The organism is Pedobacter sp. UYEF25 (assembly GCF_054061655.1).
Genome location: NZ_JBSSEL010000011.1, coordinates 31,946 through 51,412, shown reverse-complemented (window position 1 = coordinate 51,412; position 19,467 = coordinate 31,946). Strand labels below are relative to the sequence as shown.

General features: G+C 37.5%; 12 protein-coding genes. 9 read left to right on the top strand and 3 right to left on the bottom strand.

From position 1 onward, the window contains the following. Positions 1-312: 312 nt before the first annotated feature. Entirely contained in the window at positions 313-957 is a 645-nt protein-coding gene (locus tag ACVWYG_RS11640; protein ID WP_457270394.1) for a response regulator, read from the top strand. 285 nt (positions 958-1,242) lie between these two features. Continuing rightward, the gene (locus ACVWYG_RS11635) at positions 1,243-1,752 is read left to right on the top strand and encodes an RNA polymerase sigma factor (protein WP_457270393.1); all 510 of its coding nucleotides are present in this window, start codon (positions 1,243-1,245) and stop codon (positions 1,750-1,752) included. Positions 1,753-1,893: 141 nt separating this feature from the next. On the opposite strand, the gene ACVWYG_RS11630 is transcribed toward ACVWYG_RS11635, so the two are convergent. Then, a complete protein-coding gene (locus tag ACVWYG_RS11630; RefSeq protein ID WP_457270392.1) occupies positions 1,894-2,424 on the bottom strand; it encodes a superoxide dismutase family protein in 531 nt (176 codons plus the stop codon). A 106-nt stretch (positions 2,425-2,530) separates the two neighbouring features. Between ACVWYG_RS11630 and ACVWYG_RS11625 the strand changes: the two genes are divergently transcribed. Further along, the gene (locus tag ACVWYG_RS11625; protein WP_457270391.1) at positions 2,531-2,878 is read left to right on the top strand and encodes a hypothetical protein; all 348 of its coding nucleotides are present in this window, start codon (positions 2,531-2,533) and stop codon (positions 2,876-2,878) included. A 159-nt stretch (positions 2,879-3,037) separates the two neighbouring features. Here ACVWYG_RS11625 and ACVWYG_RS11620 read toward each other — a convergent pair whose 3' ends face one another. Both ACVWYG_RS11620 and ACVWYG_RS11615 read right to left on the bottom strand, forming a co-directional pair. Next, the gene (locus ACVWYG_RS11620; protein ID WP_457270390.1) at positions 3,038-5,167 is read right to left on the bottom strand and encodes a glycoside hydrolase family 97 protein; all 2,130 of its coding nucleotides are present in this window, start codon (positions 5,165-5,167) and stop codon (positions 3,038-3,040) included. Between the two features lie 68 nt (positions 5,168-5,235). Further along, a complete protein-coding gene (locus ACVWYG_RS11615; protein WP_457270389.1) occupies positions 5,236-6,489 on the bottom strand; it encodes a DUF2130 domain-containing protein in 1,254 nt (417 codons plus the stop codon). Between the two features lie 1,238 nt (positions 6,490-7,727). Here ACVWYG_RS11615 and ACVWYG_RS11610 point away from each other — a divergent pair. From ACVWYG_RS11610 to ACVWYG_RS11585, 6 genes are all read left to right on the top strand, one after another. After that, positions 7,728-10,595 carry a SusC/RagA family TonB-linked outer membrane protein gene (locus tag ACVWYG_RS11610; protein WP_457270388.1) on the top strand — a complete coding sequence of 956 codons (2,868 nt, stop codon included), beginning with the start codon at positions 7,728-7,730 and terminating at the stop codon, positions 10,593-10,595. Positions 10,596-10,644: 49 nt separating this feature from the next. Continuing rightward, positions 10,645-12,195: a RagB/SusD family nutrient uptake outer membrane protein gene (locus tag ACVWYG_RS11605; protein ID WP_457270387.1), complete on the top strand. Its 1,551-nt coding sequence runs from the start codon at positions 10,645-10,647 to the stop codon at positions 12,193-12,195. 16 nt (positions 12,196-12,211) lie between these two features. Next, on the top strand, positions 12,212-13,402 hold the full coding sequence (locus ACVWYG_RS11600) for an ATP/GTP-binding protein (protein WP_457270386.1): 1,191 nt from the start codon (positions 12,212-12,214) through the stop codon (positions 13,400-13,402). Positions 13,403-13,479: 77 nt separating this feature from the next. Then, a complete protein-coding gene (locus ACVWYG_RS11595) occupies positions 13,480-14,574 on the top strand; it encodes a DUF5007 domain-containing protein (RefSeq protein WP_457270385.1) in 1,095 nt (364 codons plus the stop codon). A gap of 25 nt (positions 14,575-14,599) precedes the next feature. Further along, positions 14,600-17,779 carry a SusC/RagA family TonB-linked outer membrane protein gene (locus tag ACVWYG_RS11590; protein ID WP_457270384.1) on the top strand — a complete coding sequence of 1,060 codons (3,180 nt, stop codon included), beginning with the start codon at positions 14,600-14,602 and terminating at the stop codon, positions 17,777-17,779. Positions 17,780-17,803: 24 nt separating this feature from the next. Beyond that, positions 17,804-19,411 (top strand): RagB/SusD family nutrient uptake outer membrane protein, encoded by a 1,608-nt coding sequence (locus ACVWYG_RS11585; RefSeq protein WP_457270383.1) that lies wholly within the window; start codon positions 17,804-17,806, stop codon positions 19,409-19,411. Positions 19,412-19,467: the final 56 nt, after the last annotated feature.

Genomic DNA, 19,467 nt, shown 5'->3' with positions numbered 1-19,467 from the left:
TTAAGTTGATCAGCAAATTTTTTAGGATTAGAATGGTATGGTCCAATTTATTGCTGATTTACAATCATTTACTTAGTCTTTTCCGTTTAAAAGTCTAATGGCTAATGGCATGTTCAACAATTATACAACGCCATTTATAGAAATAATCTCTATCAGAAGGATACAAGTTTCAAAATTGAGCGATATCTTTTTTGCATTATTCTTATTGCAATTTAGAAAACCTGCCGCGGTATTAAGGTCTAAAACAAGTTAACTTTAAAGTTTTGGCACGTAAAATGGATATTCAGGTATCTACACCAAAGAAAAGTAACTGTGATAAGAGTAATATTAGCCGAAGACCATAACATTGTCCGAAATGGCATCAAGATGCTTCTTGAAAGCCAACCCAATATTTCCGTTGTTTCGGAAGCATCTAACGGACAGCAAGTTTTAGATTTAATAAATGGAGGCGTAGAAGCAGACATTGTACTTGCAGACATCAACATGCCACAGATGGATGGCATTCAATTAATAGAAAGTTTGAAGACTATAAGCCCATCAACTAAAGTGGTAGTTTTAACCATGCTAGACAACGATAAATATCTGGCTCAGGCTTTCGAGGCGGGTGCGCAGGGGTATCTATTAAAAAATTTAGGAGAAGATGAGCTTGTTTTTGGACTGAAAGCCGTTCAGGCTGGAACTAGATATGTCTGTGCAGAGTTATCGCTTAGAATGCTCGATGAACTTCTAAAAAATGCTTCACAATTGAAAGAAAAGCGTGAAATGGACTTTACAATCAGGGAGCTTGAAGTACTTCAGCTTATTGCCGAAGGATATACGAATCGAGAAATGGGCGAAAAGCTATTTTTAAGTAAAAGAACTGTGGAAGGACATAGACAGGCACTGCTAGATAAAACTAGTACCAAGAATACAGCAATGCTTATTCGTTTTGCATACTCGAACGGTTATATAGAATAATCGTAAACGAAAAGGGTTGACAAATGTCCTTTTTTCTCTACTATTTTATAAAAATTCGTCTTTTGGCAGGAATCGGCTTAAAAACAAGTACGTTAAAACTGGCGTAAAAATACTGAATTTTCAATTTGCTCTGTAAAAAGCATTTTACCAATCTTTAGCTACAGGCGCAAGAGCCACTATTTTGCATGTTTTGCTAAAATTCTATGGTTTAGAACATCACATGTACGGTATGTAATTTGTCTTTTTTGGCTAAATTTAGTAGTCGCACTTTAAAACTTAAATGAAATGTTGGAAAAAGAATTTAGTACCATGGTTGAAGGCCATATTTCGTCGCTGACCAAAAATGCATTAAAGTTTACTAAAAATTTAGAAGACGCAAATGATTTAGTGCAAGACACTTTGGTTAAAGCAATACGGTTTTATAAAAATTATGAACCAGGCACGAATCTAACAGGTTGGCTCTTCGTAATAATGAAAAACACCTTCATTAATAAATGCAGGAAGGAGGCTCGAAAAAGGGCCCTAATTACTCAAGACGATGAGATATCGTCTGTAAATCTATTGTATAGTGCAGATCACAACAAATCTACTGGCACTATGATCATGGATGATGTTAAAAAGGTGTTGGATACGATTCCTGATGTGTATAGGATACCATTTGTGCGCTATGTAGAAGGCTATAAATACCATGAAATTGCTGAGCAGCAAAATATTCCGCTAGGGACTGTAAAAACTAGGATTCATGAAGCGCGTTTACTGTTAAAGAAGCAATTAAAGGTTTATGCGATCGCTTAATGAGCTACCAGTTGATGTAATCGCTTAAAAAGGGTCAAGCAGTTTTTGTAAATTCACATTTAATCAGTTCCAGTAAGTTTGTTAACAGAAAAAGGACAATTATAGAAATAATTGTCCTTTTTCTGTTTGGAGGTTGGTGATTTAATTAACAGCATTTATCTCGCCACACCCTACACGCGGACCAGAGTTTCCTGCAGGTTGTGAGGCATAATCATCCATTCCACCGTGCACAATAATTCCCCGGCCAATAATGTCTTTTATGTCCCCGTCTTTTATGCTCCATCTATCTGTGGTGACGGATATGGTGCCATGGCCTTTTGCATCTAGCATGATGTTGCCGATATCGCCACTGTGAAACGCCGCAGAACCCCATTTTCCGTGCGCTTCGTTGGTCGGGTTCCAATGGCCCATAGCAGCTTTACCCATGTCGCCACATTCACCATGTTCATGAAAGTGAACGGCTACATTGCTGTCTGCCCGGACGGCGTAATTTATTTCCAAATCCATTTTTATTTTTCCGTCTGCCAACTGGTAAAATTTTGCTGTGCCAATTTCCTTGGTGCTATCGGCAGTTTCCATCAATTTAGAAACCGCAACTTCTTTTTCTTTGGTTGTGCAACCGGCTAAAAATGCAAATGCCGCTGTACATAAAATAAGCAGATTTTTTTTCATAATGTCTAGTTTTTTAAGTGATATTAGATTGTGGCGTTCTTTTATGATCAATAAAAAACCATTTAAACAACCAATTGTTAAACTTAAACATAAAAACTAAGAAACCATGAAACAGCCCTCAGTAATGAACACCTTAAGTCAGGTAATGGAAAAATTAAGGCTAAACGGTAAAGACAATGAACTGAAAATGTCTGATCATGGTAAAATGCAGAGTGCAACACTCTCAAAAATTTATAAGCCAGAGGATGTTACAATTGTGAAGACGTATAGGTTTGAAGGTGAATCTGATCCTGGCGATAATTCTGTGTTGTATATTTTGCAAGATGAGGAAGGTAACATGAGTTACATTATTGATGCCTATGGTACATACTCAGACCACGATGGACCTGGTTTTGACGATTTTTTGAAGAAAATTAAAGTAGCAGATAGAGATGAACAAGAATTATTTGATTGATGCTTTGTGCTAATTTTAGTTAGCTTTTACATCACGAGTTATTTGTAGAAACTTCGATTGTTTGGGATGTATCAGTTTTTTACCTATTAAAAAATTAATCAGGGTTTCTAGCGATGGAAACCCTGATTTTGTTCGGTTTAATAAATCAACTCATTCAAATCAATCTGCAATAATGCTAATTGCGTAGCCACCGCCGGGAGCGCAGTATTGAGATAGCCTCGATTTATTGGTGACTTTAATTTTTTTAATGTGGTAGGCTTTTGGGTTTGTTATATAATTTGCTTCTTTTGCGTCGGCGTAAATGGTTGCTGTATATTTTCTTCCTGGATCCAAAAAGCTAAAATCGATTTTAGAGAGCCTTCCATTCTCATCGCAAGTACTTCCTATAAACCAATTGTTTTTTCCTTTCGCCTTACGCGCATAAGTAATGTAATCGCCGGGCTCTGCTTCTAACACTTTAGTATCATCCCAATCTACAGCTACCTCTTTAATAAATTGGAAAGCATCCATATATTTATCATAGGTTTCTGGTAAATCTGCCGCCATCTGTAGCGGACTATACATCGTTACATAAAGTGCGAGTTGCCTAGCGAGTGTGCTATGTACAAAAGACGTATTTGCGGGATTGTATGTGCTAATTTTTGTTTCGAAAATACCTGGAGTATAATCCATCGGACCACCCATTAATCTGGTAAAAGGCAAAATGGTGGTGTGATCGGCACGGTTGCCTCCAAAGGCTTCATATTCTGTACCACGAGCAGATTCATTAGCAATTAAATTTGGGTAGGTTCTGGCAAGCCCTGTTGGGTGGACAGCCTCGTGCGCGTTTACCATAATTTTATAATCCGCCGCTTTTTGTATGGCATAGAGGTAATGGTTATTTAGCCATTGGCCATAATGGTGTTCTCCTCTCGGGATGATATTTCCTACATAGCCGCTTTTTACCGCATCATAACCATTTGCTTTCATAAATTTGTAAGCCGTATCAATGTGTCTTTCATAATTACGTACTGAGGAAGAGGTTTCATGATGCATAATCATTTTTATGCCTTTGCTTGCCGCGTAGCGATGTAGTTCCTGCACATCAAAGTCTGGGTAAGGCGTTACAAAATCAAACACATAATCTTTCGTTCTTCCGAACCAATCTTCCCATCCAACGTTCCAGCCCTCAACCAACACCGCATCTAAACCATTCTTTGCAGCAAAATCTATATAAGTTTTAACATGTGCGGTATTTGCAGCGTGTGTACCATTTGGAACCGCCTTGCTATAATCTGTTACGCCAAGTTGTACACTAGGCAAGTTGGTATAGGCCCAAGTGCTTTTTCCAGTAATCATTTCCCACCAAACACCCACATATTTTATCGGCTTAATCCAGCTTACGTCTTTTATTTTAGACGGTTCGTTTAAATTGTAAATTAACTTGGACGTTAAAATATCAGCCGCTTTATCACTTACTATAACGGTTCGCCATGGCGACACGCAAGGCGCTTGTAAATAGCCCTTGTCTCCTATGGCATCTGGCGTTAGCCACGATTCTAAAATCATATTTTTATCATCCAGATTTAAAGACATGGCAGAATAATTTATCAGCGCAGCTTCATGTATATTGATGTAAAGTCCGTCGGCGCTTTTCATCATTAAAGGGGTCTGAAGCCCAGTAGGTGAAAAGGTGGTCTGCGATGCATTTGGAGTAACTGCAGCTTTCATTTTTCCGCGGACTTCAGATAATTTGGAGGTTACGGTTTCGTATTCTTCGGTGTCATAATCTCCGGGCAACCAAAATGCTTTATGATCACCTGCTAAGGCAAATTGCGTCCTTTCTTCCTTAATCACAAAATAGTCTAATTTCTTTTGGAGTGGAAACTCATATCTAAAACCCAAACCATCATTAAAAAGTCTAAAGCGTATAATGATGTACCGATCGGTAGATTTTTGGGTAAGCGTTATAGCAAGCTCATTATAATGGTTTACAATTTCTTTAACCTCGCCCCAAACAGGTTTCCAGGTTTCGTTAAACGTTGTTTTTTTTGTATCGGTTACTTCAAAACCATCAAGCAGGGAAGTGTCAGCTTTAAGTGCTAAGCCTAACTTGCTCGGTTTTATTACCGTTTTGCCTTTATAATTTAAGGTATAAGTGGGGACCCCACCGTTTGCCAATACAAAATTCGCAGCGAGGTTACCGTCAGGCGATCGGAGCTCTTGTCCATAACCACTCAGTTTCATCAGGCAAAGACAAAAGACCATGAGCATGGAAAAAGACTTAATGTATTTATTTCTAGTTGTCATATTTGTATGTTGTTTTCTTAATATTATTTTCAATATCGATGGTATTAATTTTTTAAATGTTGTTTTCCCTAATCCAATAGAAGTGTTTCGTCGTCATCATCTGTCAAACTCAATTGTATGCTGTCGGTGCCAGAAATCCCTTCAATAGAACCCCGTATATGTGTGGCGTTTAACAATACTTTTTCCAGTTGTTTTTCTCTAGACTTCCATAAGCGTTCCATGGCGTCGCGTTCTTTTTGTATAGACATTTTCATAGATAGAAATCCTTCTCTAATGGCTTTCCATTGCTCAGAAAATTCAGATCCAGTCAGGTAATCGTATAACATGTGCATTTTATCTCCTCGATTTTCTTGAGATTTCATCGCAGCAGACATACGTAAAATACCCTCTCTTAGTACATAGGCAACTGCATTAACTTCATCAAAGGAACAAACCCAAACACCATCTTTTTGGCCAAAGCATTCCATTCCCTTTGGGTAACATTGACTTACAATTACAGCTACATCTACCCCCTGACTACGCATGTCTTTTTTAAGCTTCTCTACCCAATCGCCACCAAATTCTTTCGTTCGCTTGCTTTCGTAGATAATTTTACCGCTTTCTTGACCAAACTGGTTGCGCACAATTTGCACACAATCTGCACCTCTAACGCCTTTCCCAACTTCTTCTATAATATCGAAGGGAAAATTTGTTCTTAAAAGCTCTTCTAAAGCGAGTTCTTGTACTTCGCCTTGCAACTGCATACTTCCTTGCCGCGCTTTTCTAACTGCTTCTTCTGCAAGTTTTTTCTGATCTGCCAATTGTTTTTCAAGCTCCCTTAACCTCATTTGGTGCTCTGTGTCTTTTAGGCTATTCTTTTCTGCCTCTTGTTTTCGCACCCTATCCACCAATTCCGTTTGCTGCTCTTGCATTTTGCGCGTGAAAGCAAGCTCCATTTCTTCTGACTGAATTTTTAAAGCCTGCTCCTTTCTTAAATAATCAAGTTCTTTTGCTCGGGCAGATTTTAGCTTCTCTTCGTTTTCTTTTGCATTTCCTTGCAACATTAGCATTTGATTTTCAAAATCTTCACCAATGGTTTTGCGTAAATTTTCCTCTATACTTCTCTTAAGTTTCGCTTGTTGATCTAAAAGGCGTGCATCGAAGTCTTTTTGCTGGTGCTGTTTTTCAATTTCAATTTCGGCCATTCTTTTTTGTAGCTTTACATCATTCTCTTTGGTAAAGGCAATCATCTTTTCTCGAAGCTCTTTTTTGTAATCTTCTGCCATGGCATCTTCCATTGGGAAAACATGTGCGCAACTCGGGCATTTTATTTCTGTAGGCATGTATTAATTGTATTGATAGCGTACTGCAAATATATTAAAAGCTTTTCTGTTAATGATGAGATAGCTGTTCTTGATGGAACTTCCAGATAAGATTTCATGAGTTTTTCTCGAATAAGATATTTACAAAATTTGTTTTTAATAGAAGTATTTTAGGAAGAGGTAATTTGAACTCGGTAGGTCATTCAGACAAAATGCGAACTGTGCTCCGAATTATTTTTGCAAAATTTCCGAAATAAAAAAGTTGATGCAATAACATTGTTACTGAATTTTAACATTTTTTAACCATTTGTTCCTGAATTGTTACGCACTTAAATTATTAGATCATTTGAATGTCACGCTGAAATAGTGTGATTTTAGGACATATATTCCATAAAACTATACGTTTTATTTAAAAAATATGGTTGGAAAAAGTACCAAATACTTAATCATTTTTGACTTTAAGTAAAAAGATAATATATAATTACCATTTAAATTTTGAAATTGATAATTTTTAACCGCAATAAAAATAAAAAAGATAATTGTAACAAAACTGTTTGTTAAAACGATTTACGTTTCTATATTTGAATCAGCGAGTATAACAAACTATCTAACCAAAAAACCAAATATGAAAAACTCTACTATTCCATTTCCCCTGCGTAAATATTTTTTAATACCTGTTATTATAGGTAGCTAAAATACAGTAGGAAATCAAAAACCATTTTACAATTCAAAATAATAATTTCTAGGTAAAACGGACAAATACCTGTTTTACTAAAAATTAGAAAGATATTATTTATCGCTTCAGACTGATTCTAAGGATTCAGTAAGGAGATATAATGTCCAAAAAAAAGCGGTAAGAATTTAAGTGATCATTTAATAGAAGTTGGGATTTTTAAAAATCAATTGCTTCTCTCAATAAAAACATAGACACAGTTATTATGATTAAAACCTTTACAAAATTATTTCTAATTGCTTCTCCCTGTTTTAGCCCCAAGACCACCACGGACGAGAAGGTTGCCCTTATTTTCTTTTGTAAACATTCTAATCATTAACCAATTTACTAAACCCTTTCAATGACTGAATGGAAGTTTGGAAATTGGATTAGCCATTTATAACATTCTTATACACCTAAACCCAAATAAATTATGCGTTTTTGCCTTTTTTCGCGTTTTTGCCTTTTTGTTTCCTTAGGCCTGGCCACCACCTATAGCTATGGAAGCAACTCAAACGCTGGGAAACTTAAACCAATTTCCCATTTCATGCTTTTACAGGTGACCGTAAGCAAGGATACGGCAGGTAAAGATACCTTACAGGATTTGAATGTGCCAATTAATAAGCAAGTTCGGAGTCTATCTTTAGATCCTAAAAAGTTGGCGTTGTTTCCTGCAATTTCATTGCAACAATCTATTAAGGGAGCAGCTGCAGGCTTGTATGTTCAAGAGCCAAGTGGCGAGCCTGGAACGGTGCAAAACATGTTTATCCATGGAACATCGACACCCTTAATTGATGTCAAAGATTTGTACCAAACTCAACCGCTCATTGTTCTGGACGGGATACCCCTTACTTCTGAACATCCTTTTGCACTAGATATACAGCAGTTTAAATTTAACCGTATTGGAACGGCTACCAACCCGCTGGCCTTTATCGACATGGATAATTTAGAGTCCGTTCAGATTTTAAAAGATTTGTCAGCCATCGCAATTTACGGGCCTAAAGCAGCAAATGGTGTCATTTTGTTAACCACTAAAAGAGCTTCTAAACAAAGAAATATTAACTTTGATTCCTATGTTGGGGTTGCAGAAAACAATCCGGTAACTACCATTAATGGAAAATTCGAGAATAACTTCAGAAAGCAATTTTACGACAAATATACAGCCAATGGCAGTTATTCAGCGAATGATGTATATCCTTTATATTTAAGTGATTCATTAAATAATTCTTATTATGGCCCCTCTAATTGGACCGATAGTTATTATAGAAAAGCCCTAGTATATTCCGTAAATGCTGGAATTTCGGGGGGTGGGGATCGGGCAAATTTCCGGTTTTCAATTGGCAATCTTCGTCATGAAGGCATTGCAGATCAAACAGCAAGCGATCGTTATAGTACACGGTTTACGGTAAATATGAAGCCACTTGCATGGTTAACCTTCTCGGCAATGGTAAATGCCAATCGCGTTGACCGCGACCGCAATAAAAATGTAAGAGACAGGTTGGGTCAGGTGAACTATATACCAGATTTGAGTTCTCCATTAACTCCAAACAACGAAAATTACTCGCAATATCTTGCGGAGTTTAATAAAGGGTTTGATAACAATCGGAATAACATTCTGCAAGGTTTTACGCGAATAGGTGTTGATTTAGGTAAGTTTAAATTTCATTCCACATTTGGGGTTGATTATAATGAGGGATATAGAGACATTTTTTACCCTCGTACCTTAATGCAAACCACCAATTATGCTTCAAATTATTTTGGATATAGCCAACGAGTTTCTGTGGACAACACAGCTTCCTATGATCTAAATTTAAATCAAGATAATAATCTCCGTTTTGAAGCAGGTGCTTCTATTCAGTATGACACTTATAAGTATAATTATGCTTATGCCTATAAAGGAAGCAATGATTTTATAAAATTAAATTTACTAGAGTCCGATCCTAATAATGGTAATTATTTAAACCCATTTGTTTACGATCGTAGTCTTGTTTATAAATTTTTAGATAAAACCAGAAACAATATGGTTTCTGCTAGCGGAAGAGTTGTTTATGACTTTAAAAAGAAATACACCTTTACGGCTTTATTAAGAGCGGATGGTTCTTCTAACCAACAACCGACCAGTCGCTGGTTCTATTCTCCGGTGTTTTCTGCGGGATGGGATGTGAAGAGCGAGTTTTTATCAGACAGCAAGGTGGTATCCGATTTAAAATTACGCGCAAGTATTGGCCGACTTGGAAGGAATGAGTATTATGATAGATTCTCTCAAGGCCCGCAGTACACCGCTTTTATCGGATTTGCAGGTAATTTAATTTCACCCGGTTATAACGGTTTTGCATCATTAACGCGTCCTTATTCATCAGGCTCAATTGGTTATAATTTAAAGTGGGCTTATACAGACCAAGTAAATGTTGGCTTGGATGCTGCATTTCTTTCAAACAGAATCAGAGCTACTATCGACTTATACAGCAAAGAAGATAAAAATCAGCTCTTGGGGGTTCCATCAGGTGCGGAATACGGTTATGATACTATTTTCAAAAATGGATTGGCGGTAAAAAATACAGGTGTGGACTTGATGCTTAGTGCAAACATCTTGCCTTCTACTAGCACAGTTGCTTGGAACTCGAGCCTCAACTTCAATTTTAATAAAAATAAGCTCACTGCATTACCAGGTGGTTTGACAGAGTTGGCAATTGGCGATCGATTTTTAAAGGTAGGAGAAGCAGTTGATGGTTATTGGCTACTTAAAAATGAAGGCATTTATCAAACTGATGATGAAGTTCCAGTAAATAGTAGTGGGCAAAAGTTGAATTTCAATGGTATTCCGTTAAAGGCAGGTGATCCAAGATGGAAAGATCTTAATGGAGACAATGTAATCAATGATAAGGATAAAACGCTACAGGGGCATTCCTTGCCAACTGTCTCAGGAGGTTTCAACAATAATTTTACTTATAAGGAATGGTCTTTAGGCTTTGACTTCTATTATAATTTAGGTCGCAGTTTAATTAATCAAGAAATGGCCAATCGTTTTGATTTTGTTAACCGTGAGGGTTTAAATAATATAAACTCGGTTAAAGAAATCACTTTTTGGGAGAAAAGAGGGGATTATGCCAAGTATCCTCTATATAATCCATGGAGTTCTGTTGCACCATATCAGGTTAACCAGGATTTATTTTTGGAAAACGCATCTTTCCTTAAATTAAGAACAGTAACGGTTGGTTATGATTTAACCAAAATCCTTAAAAAGAAAACTCCTTCAGTAAAACACGTTTTGGTTTATGGTACTGTAAATAATGTATTTACATTAACTAAGTATTCAGGTCAGGACCCTGAATTGGTTGATTATACGGGTTATGACACTGGATATGGATTGCAAATCCCAAGAACTTTTACTCTAGGTATTAAAATGGATCTTTAATTTTCGACCAGAGATAGAGTATTAACAAGTATCATTTAAAATTGATAATATGAAAAGAATAATTTTGCCGAGTCTTATCTTTTTGACCCTGATGGCAGGAAGTTGTAAAAAAGCATTAGATATAGATTCAACGCGTTTAGTTAATGAAGTGAATTTCTGGAATACAATAGAGGATTCTAGAGCTGCATTAATCGGTGTTTACGGGTTAACTAGATCAGCCTTGGCCGAAAATAACGGGCATTGGATTTATGGAGATGTTCGTATGGGGGCATTTGATAGTCCAATTCGTCAAGACTTGAAAGCAATTATTAAAAATGATTTGAACGCATCTTACCCCGTTGTAGAATCACTTTCGAACTGGAGAAGATTTTACGCCATCATTAATGCAGCAAACATTTTTCTTGAACGAATTCATGAAGTGAAGGATAACGATGCGCGTTACACCAAAAATAACATGACGGTGGATGTTGCTCAAGTAAGGTTTTTAAGGGCATTTGCGTATTTTTATATGGTTAGAATCTGGGGCGACGTTCCTTTTGTAACTTCCTCTAACGATGGTTCTTTTGAAAATAAAGGGAAGACGAATCAAGATGCTATTTTGGAGTTCTGTCAACAAGAAATGCTAGCAGCAGCGACAGATTTACCCTACTTGTATAGCGCTAATGATATTCAACAACCGGGGAACTATTATAATGAAGACAGAACAAGATGGAGAGGCGCGCTAGTAAGAAAGCTAAGTGCGTACGGCACACTTGCGCATGTTGCTGCTTGGCGGGGTAAATATGCCGATGTGACTGTATATACAAAATTCGTTTTGGATAATTACCCTAAAGGCGGTATGGGTTACACTAATACCAATGATCTAACAAAAAGAGACGGTTTATTTTCTGATAAACAAGACAATCAATTGCTTGGTTTTAGTTTCGTATATGGACATCAGGATGCAAGTTTTACTGGAAATATAGAATCGTTAACGTTAGCAGAACCAGTTGTAAATAAAAGTATTCCAGATGTTTTTGTAACTAAAGATTCTATCCTTCGGATATTCAAGGAACCAAACGATGCCAGGTTTAATATCGATACAACGGGTATTGTTCACTCTCAATTGTATTTCACAAACTATCAAGGCAAATATCCCATCTTTAGTAAAATTAAAGTCATCCAGGCAGGATCATCCGATCCAACTTTTCGGATATTCTCCAGTGCGATTGTATTTACCAGACTAGAAGATATAACCTTATTAAGTGCAGAAGCATTAGCGGTATTGGGCGAAAAAGATGGCGCAATTGCAGCGCTCAACACGGTTAGACAGTTAAGATATAATGTGGATAACGTTGGTAAAGTTAACGAGAACTCGGCAACTTATGTGCCCTACAGCGAGGCTCAAAATGGAGATTTAATTGGAGCCATTTTTTCCGAGCGGCAAAAGGAATTGATGGGCGAAGGACAACGTTGGTATGATAAAGTGCGCTATGAAAAAATCAGTCAAAAGGATCCAGTTTTTAAAAAATTAATCAGTTCAGGCGGCATCTTCTGGCCTATATCTAACAAGATTTTAGCCGAGAATCCATTGTTAACTCAAAATTCTTATTGGAAATAGTTTAGGTCTAATAAATATGAAAAAATCGAATTTATACAACAGATATTTAATTGCCGCAATTTTAGGCTTTGTAATTTTCCAATGCTCGTGCACAAAGGAGAAGGGATTTTATTCCAAAACAAATATTGATGCATCTACGCCATTGAATACTTATGAATACTTAAAGAGCAAACCCGGTGTTTATGATTCTTTAGTATCCCTGATAGATCAATTCGGAATGCAGAAATACTTAACAGACAGTAATGTTACGTTATTTGCTGTTTCTAATTCCAGCTTTCAAATTGCGCTAAATAACTTGAATAACTTGCGTAAGACACAAGGAAAACCCAATGTATTTTTATCGGAATTAGCTTCTGGAAAGTCCTCAGCATCCAGGGATATTGGGAAAGCGAAGGCAGACAGTGCACAGTTAGATACGATGGTTTCTTACTACATTATCAGGAAATCTTATAAATCGAGTGATTTTACAGTTGGTGATGGCCAGAGTTTATTTAGTGTTCGAGGTGGCTATCCTATGCATGGAAAGCGTCTCTATGCAGATGCTGAAGGGTATCAAGATGGGGGATCTGAAATTATAGAATTTGCCAATACTGCCAGGAGCATATTTGTTCCCAATTGGTCTTTATCTACAACCAGCTCGGTAAATATTGCAACAAAAAATGGAATTGTGCATTTGATACAACCAGATCACGTGTTTGGTTTTAGCGGGTTTGTGAGCCGGTTAACCTACATTCCACCACCAAGAAATTTGTTTAAAAATTTGGGAAGCAAATTTACCTTTAGTTTTCAAGACCCTAATGAGTTTGATGGGCGTGTATCTGCCGGCGAAAAATTTATTAAGTTAACCGATGGGAATGTACTAACGAAATGGTTAACTGGCTTTAATCCGAATACTGGGAAAATCTCAATGACATGGGAATCGCCTGAGCCAATTGTTTCTAACGTTTATACTTTTACGTCTGCAAATGATGCGCAAGCACGTGATATGAAGAGCTGGAGACTGGAGGGTTCATTAAACAACGTTGATTGGACAATTCTTGATACCCGCCAAGATCAGATTTTTGAAAGTCGTTTTCAAACAAAAGTTTTTGATTTTGATAATACTACCCCTTATAAGTATTATAGGATGAACATCTTAACCAATCGTGGAGACGGTTTATTTCAAGTGGCAGAATGGACTATGAACTTTAGACAGAAATATAAATAATGTTTTTAGTCTTAAGGGTGTCGAACTACAATTGATTGCTATTAAAGACTAATGAGAGATTTAAATTAAAGAATGTTATGCAAAACATATTAAAATATAGGATAGTTACAATTTTATTGGCCGTATTAATTTTTTCCGGGTGCCGTAAAATATTCGACTTGCCGAAAGAAAAGGATTATTTAAGTTCTAAACTTGATTATACGACGAAAGATTTTACCGCTATTTTGGGCAGAACGACTTTATTTCAAGGAGCTTTTAGTGCAGATAACTCAAGTTTCCCCATAAAATTTGAACTTTTAAGCCCACATTTTGGAGATGGAAGGCCTGCAAATGACATCCTCACTAAGAAACAAACACTGGTCTGGACTGCCGAGTACAACGGAAAAGAAACCAGCTTGGCTGAAATTGAAGCTAAACGAAAGTTAGAAGAGCATTCAGTCGTGGAGATTCGTGGTTCTGGCGAAATCATTGTTTGGAATACAGCCACAAGTGATGTGGTTGCCCCGCGAGATTCTATAGTGAACCCCCAAGATAAAAGATATTTCGATGTCAAGGTATCTAACTCAGGAGGCACGAGAATTATTAAGGATCTTTCCATAACTCCGTCTATCGAACGTCCATATTTTCCTGATAATGACATTAATCCATTTAATGGTAAACCAAATACTACCACTCCAGGCGGTAAAACGTTGATCCATAATTTTCCAAACATTTCTGGTATGGTGGGAGAATCTACAAATCAGCCATTAACCACTAATGACAATAACAAAGGGCTTGTTTATTTATACATTCGGAAGGTGCCTGGTGGTACTGGCAATTCTTTGAGGTTTAAATTTTTAAATAAGGATTCAGTGGCAATTGATCCCGCAAGGTTCAATGAAACCAAATGGGATCAGGTAGTTCATGGGTTCAATATGAAAATGACCAAGGAATATGTTCAGTATGATGTGGCTTACCCTATTCCTTTAGCAGCGATACCTACTCGGTATACTAGCGGTGGGGTAGATGGTAGTGGAACAGAGGCACATGTAGAATTCAGTTATTCTCGTATTGGTTTTGGTGGTCTTCGGGAAAAGGGAACCATATCCCAGAATTTTAGAATATATGAAAAGGGTGATTGGGAAATTGTGTTTCACTTTAAAACCGTAAATCCAAAATTTACCAATGAATAAGATCTTAACGATAAAAATCAATTCAATGAGAAAACAAATAATATTAATATCGATTTTTTTCAGTTTCATGGTACTGAGCAGTGATTTAATTGCTCAAACGAAAGTTGCTGTAAAAGGAACCGTGTATGATGCTGCAACCAAGGAAACATTGGTTTCGGTGAGTGTGGGTGTTGGAACCCCACCGGGGTCTTATGTGTCAACAGATGTAAAGGGACGTTATTCTATTTTGGTTACTGACGGGTCTTTGTTAACCTTTTCTTACGTTGGTTATACAACGCTGAAAGTTAAGTTAAAACCTGGTCAAACTGTTGCAAACGTGTCTTTGCAGGAGACGAAAAATACAATGACTGAAGTGGTTATTCGTGGTTATCAAAAACGTACGCGTGAAGAAACTACAGGCTCATCTTACATTATTAGTGGCAAAGAAGTGCAGGATAATCCAGTTGCCAATGTTGAGGAATTGTTACAAGGTAAGGTTGCTGGTTTAAACATTCAGAATAATACAGGAGCGCCGGGTCTGCGGGGTTCTACACAAATTCGTGGTTTATCTACGCTAAACGTAACAGGTTCAGGTAATGAAAGTTTTCTACAACCTACATCTCCTCTATATGTAATTGATGGCGTTCCAATGGATGCAGATAAAGCAGCCGAATTTGGCTTTCAACAACAAGGTCCTGGTGTTAGCCCATTATCGTTAATACCACAAGAGGATATTGCGAGTATTGAAGTATTAAAAGATGCAACAGCCACTTCGCTTTACGGCTCTAGGGGTGCATACGGTGTAATTTTAATTCAAACTGTTAGAGGTAATTCTCCCATCCCAAGGGTTCGTTATACTACCAATTTTTTCATGAAGGCGGTTCCGAAGTTGCGGCAGACTTTAGGTGGTTCGTCAGAAAGAGATGTTAAATTGGCACAAATTAACAATTACGGTCTTTATAATGATGGTTATCTTATTTCCAATACGCCTTTTTTAGCCGATAGTCTAAATGCTTTTTATAATAATTCTACAGACTGGCAGGGTGTTTTCTATCAAAATACCTATAATCAGAGTCACAACATCGCCTTAGACGGTGGTGACGAGAAGTTCAATTATAAATCAAACTTGGGCTATTATTCTGATAAGGGTATAATTAAGAATACCGGGTTTGATCGGTATAGTTTAAATATGAACATGCAATATAAGCCTTCTAAGAAACTTGAGTTTTTTGGGCAGATTTCTGGTTCTATCGGTAAAATTAAGAAAGGTGATGGGGTTGGCTTGTTACAAACAGGCGTGGCCACAAATGGTCAGAATTCTTCCTTACTTCCTGGGCCTTCTTTCTTTCAGGCAACCAACAGTGTACTTTCATCATTGAAAACGGTTAGTGATGCGGGGCCAAAGAATATACGTGCAAATGTGTCAGCTAGCTACGAAATATTTACTGGTTTAAATGTAGGTACCACGGGCAGTTATGATTATACCTTAAATACTGAGGATACGTTTACCCCAGCAGCTGCAAATAGCCAGTTTGCTAAAGTTTACTCCTATTTCGATTACAATTCTACCTTATACAACAGAAACAACATCTCTTATTCCAAATCTTTTAATGACACGCATAACTTGTTCTTTAACGTGTTTAATGAAATCTATGTAAAGAAAGGTCAATCTGACATTACCCTGTTGCAAAGAACCCCGAATGACCAATTTCAAGGTCCATTGGGATATGATGGTTACAGATCTCAGGGGGGTGGCGTGTTAACAAGTTTCTTAGATCAAAACACGGCTTCCTTTGCTGCCGCATTTACCTACGATTATAAGAAAAAAATTGTTTTGGATATGACCTATCGGATTGATGGAGATTCCAAAAGTGGTAGTAGAGATCCTTACTCTAAGAATCCCTCCATCGGTTTGAAGTGGAATTTTTACAAAGAGCCTTGGCTAGAAAAGCTTAAATGGCTAAATTATGGTGATTTAAGATTCACTGTAGGCCAAAATATATTTCCCAATGGAAGTTTAACAGACATTTATGGCCGTTACAATCCAAATGGATTTTACAACAATAACCCAAGGGTGGGTATTGATTATGAATTTGTTCCAAATCCCTTGCTTAAGCCTACAACGGTAGCGCAGTATAACTTAGGCTTTGATTTGGGTATATTTGATGGCAAACTGGACGTGATTTTCGATACTTATTTCAAAAAGGTTAATAATTTATTGTTTACCAATTTTTTATCTAACACTCTTGCTTTTCAAAAATATACTAGTAATGACGCAGGTATTGCCAATTACGGTTATGAGCTGGCCTTAACCAGCCGCCCATTGTCTAAAACGAGCAAGGTTAATTGGACAATCTCGGTAAATGGAGCGATTAATACGGACGTTTTGACGCAGTTGCCGGCAGAATATAACAATCAATACATTAGGTTTGACCGTACCTCTGGCATTAACCAACACGTTGCCCAGCGCGTAGGCAGAAACAGTCTTTCTAATTTTTTATACGTCAATAAAGGTGTTTACGCAACCACTCAAGAGGTGCCTGTAGATCCGGTAACTGGTTTACGCTATAGGAATGCAGGTGGTGGTTACCGAACTTCTTTCCAAGGTGGCGATCCGATTCTTTATGATGCCAACGGTGATTATGTATTGGATGAAAGAGACCTTCAGGTTTCTGGTAACTCTCAGCCATTGATTACTGGAGGTATTTCAAATACCATTTCTTACAAAAAGTTCGCGCTTAACATTTATGCATCTTATACCGCTAAACGTTCGGTATTGAACAATGCGTTGGCAGACCGGTTAAGACTGTTGTCTAATCCATTTGGTTATAAAGACGGAGTTCAAGGAGTTGATACCAAGGCTGTAATTCCAATTGCAGATTTAAACATTTGGAAGGCTCCGGGCGACGTCGCAACCTACGGTAATCCATATGATTACGCACATAACGCATTCACCGATCCTTATCGGTACGAGCAAGGGTTGTGGCAAGAAGACGGTAGCTATTTGAAAATCAATCAAGCCACACTTGCTTATACTTTCGATAAAAAAATCGCCAAGAGAGTTGGAATGAATAACATTCGTGTAACTGCATCGGCGTCGAATTTGGTTACATTCTCAAAATACTCGGGACCTAATCCGGAAGCGGTCTCTGCTTTAGGAAGAGATGCCTCTGGTGGTTACCCTGTACCAAGAACTTACAATTTTGGTTTTAACTTAGAATTTTAATCGGCGCATTAAAAAGAATTGAATATGAAAAAATATATTATTTGCATTATCCTTACAGTAGGCTTTACCCAATATGGGTGTAAAAAGTTTTTAAGCATTACGCCTATTGATAAATTAACCGGTAATAACTTTTATCAGTCTAAACAGGATTTAGAGTCCAACATTACCGATATGTATGGTCAACTGTTTGACAAGTATACCCGAACAGCGTTTGCTGGTGCAACTGGGGAGTTTCGATCTGGAGAAGTTATTCCTGCAGCTCAGGGAGGCTACGGTCGGTCAGGTTCTGCGCTAATTGGTGGTCATACTAGGCAAACCCCAAATCCGAACGGGAATACGGACAAGCAGACAATACCCTTTACAGATGTGAATGATCGGCGCTTATTAGATGCCTTTAATATCGGCGGATACAATTTTAGGGATTTAACTGTTTGGAATGAATACTATCAGGTAATTCAACAAGCCAATCTATTGGTTGACAAAGTTAAAGAAGGTATTCCTAACCTATCCGAAGCGGATGCAAAGCTTTATAATGCCGAGGGTCGCTTTATTAGAAGTTTTTGTTATTTTCAGTTGGTTCGGTTGTATGGCGATGTGGTTTATTACACAGATGCTTATCAACGAAACCCTTTACCAAGGATGAATATGGTAGAAGTAATCAATAAGTGTATTGTAGACATAAAAGATTTCAGAAATGATTTACCTGTAACGTTTTCAGATCCGTCTAAAAAAGGTGTTAGGGCCTCTCAAGGTGCTGTTATTGGTCTGTTAATGAACATGAACATGTGGAATGCTGGATTTGACATTGCTAATCGGACTGGATATTACAATGAAACGGCAACTTTGGGCGCAGAGATTATGCAGAGCAACGCCTACCATTTGCTTCCAATATCAGATTGGGCAATCGTAGCCAAAGGGCGTTCTGATGAGAGTTTATTTGAACTGTTTCGTACCTTAAACTACAATAACAACCTGGATAATCCTTACGAACAAGCCAATGCTTATTCACCGTTCGGCGATGCATTTATCCACTTTCCTTATAAGCAACCGGAATATACCCACCGCTATAGCTTTTCTGTTTTTACATCAGATTATATGCGTAAACTTTATCCTGATGCAGGGGATCAGCGGTTACTGACTTGGTTCGTGGCGCCATTTGATCAAAATGCAGAGACCTTTCAGTTAAGAAAATTTGCGTTGAATACTTTTGTAGATGCGAACAACCCAAACTTGGATTTAAATCCCGATAATACTTATTTAATTATGCGTTATTCAGATGCAATTTTATTACGCGCTGAAGCCTTGGCTGATTTAAACAAGAATGACGAAGCCATTACTTATCTAAATGTTGTGCGTCAGCGTGCTTTAGCGCCATTGTTTCCTAATGGCGCTGCAGATGGGGATTTAAAGGATGCTATATTTTTAGAACGTTCAAAAGAGTTGATGGGAGAGGGTAGTCATTATTTCGACTTGGTGCGGACTCGCCGAGTTTTAAATAAGCAATGGACGGATAACCCACTTTCTGCCGATAAATTTAGCAGAGGAGGATGGACATGGCCAATTGATGCCAGTGCGTTGACAAATAACCCGTATATGACCTTAAATACTTATTGGATAGGTACAGGTCTTTAGTTAGGAAAAGGGCTATGGAAAAGTTTTTTAACAAAGCGAAACAAGTTATAATATTC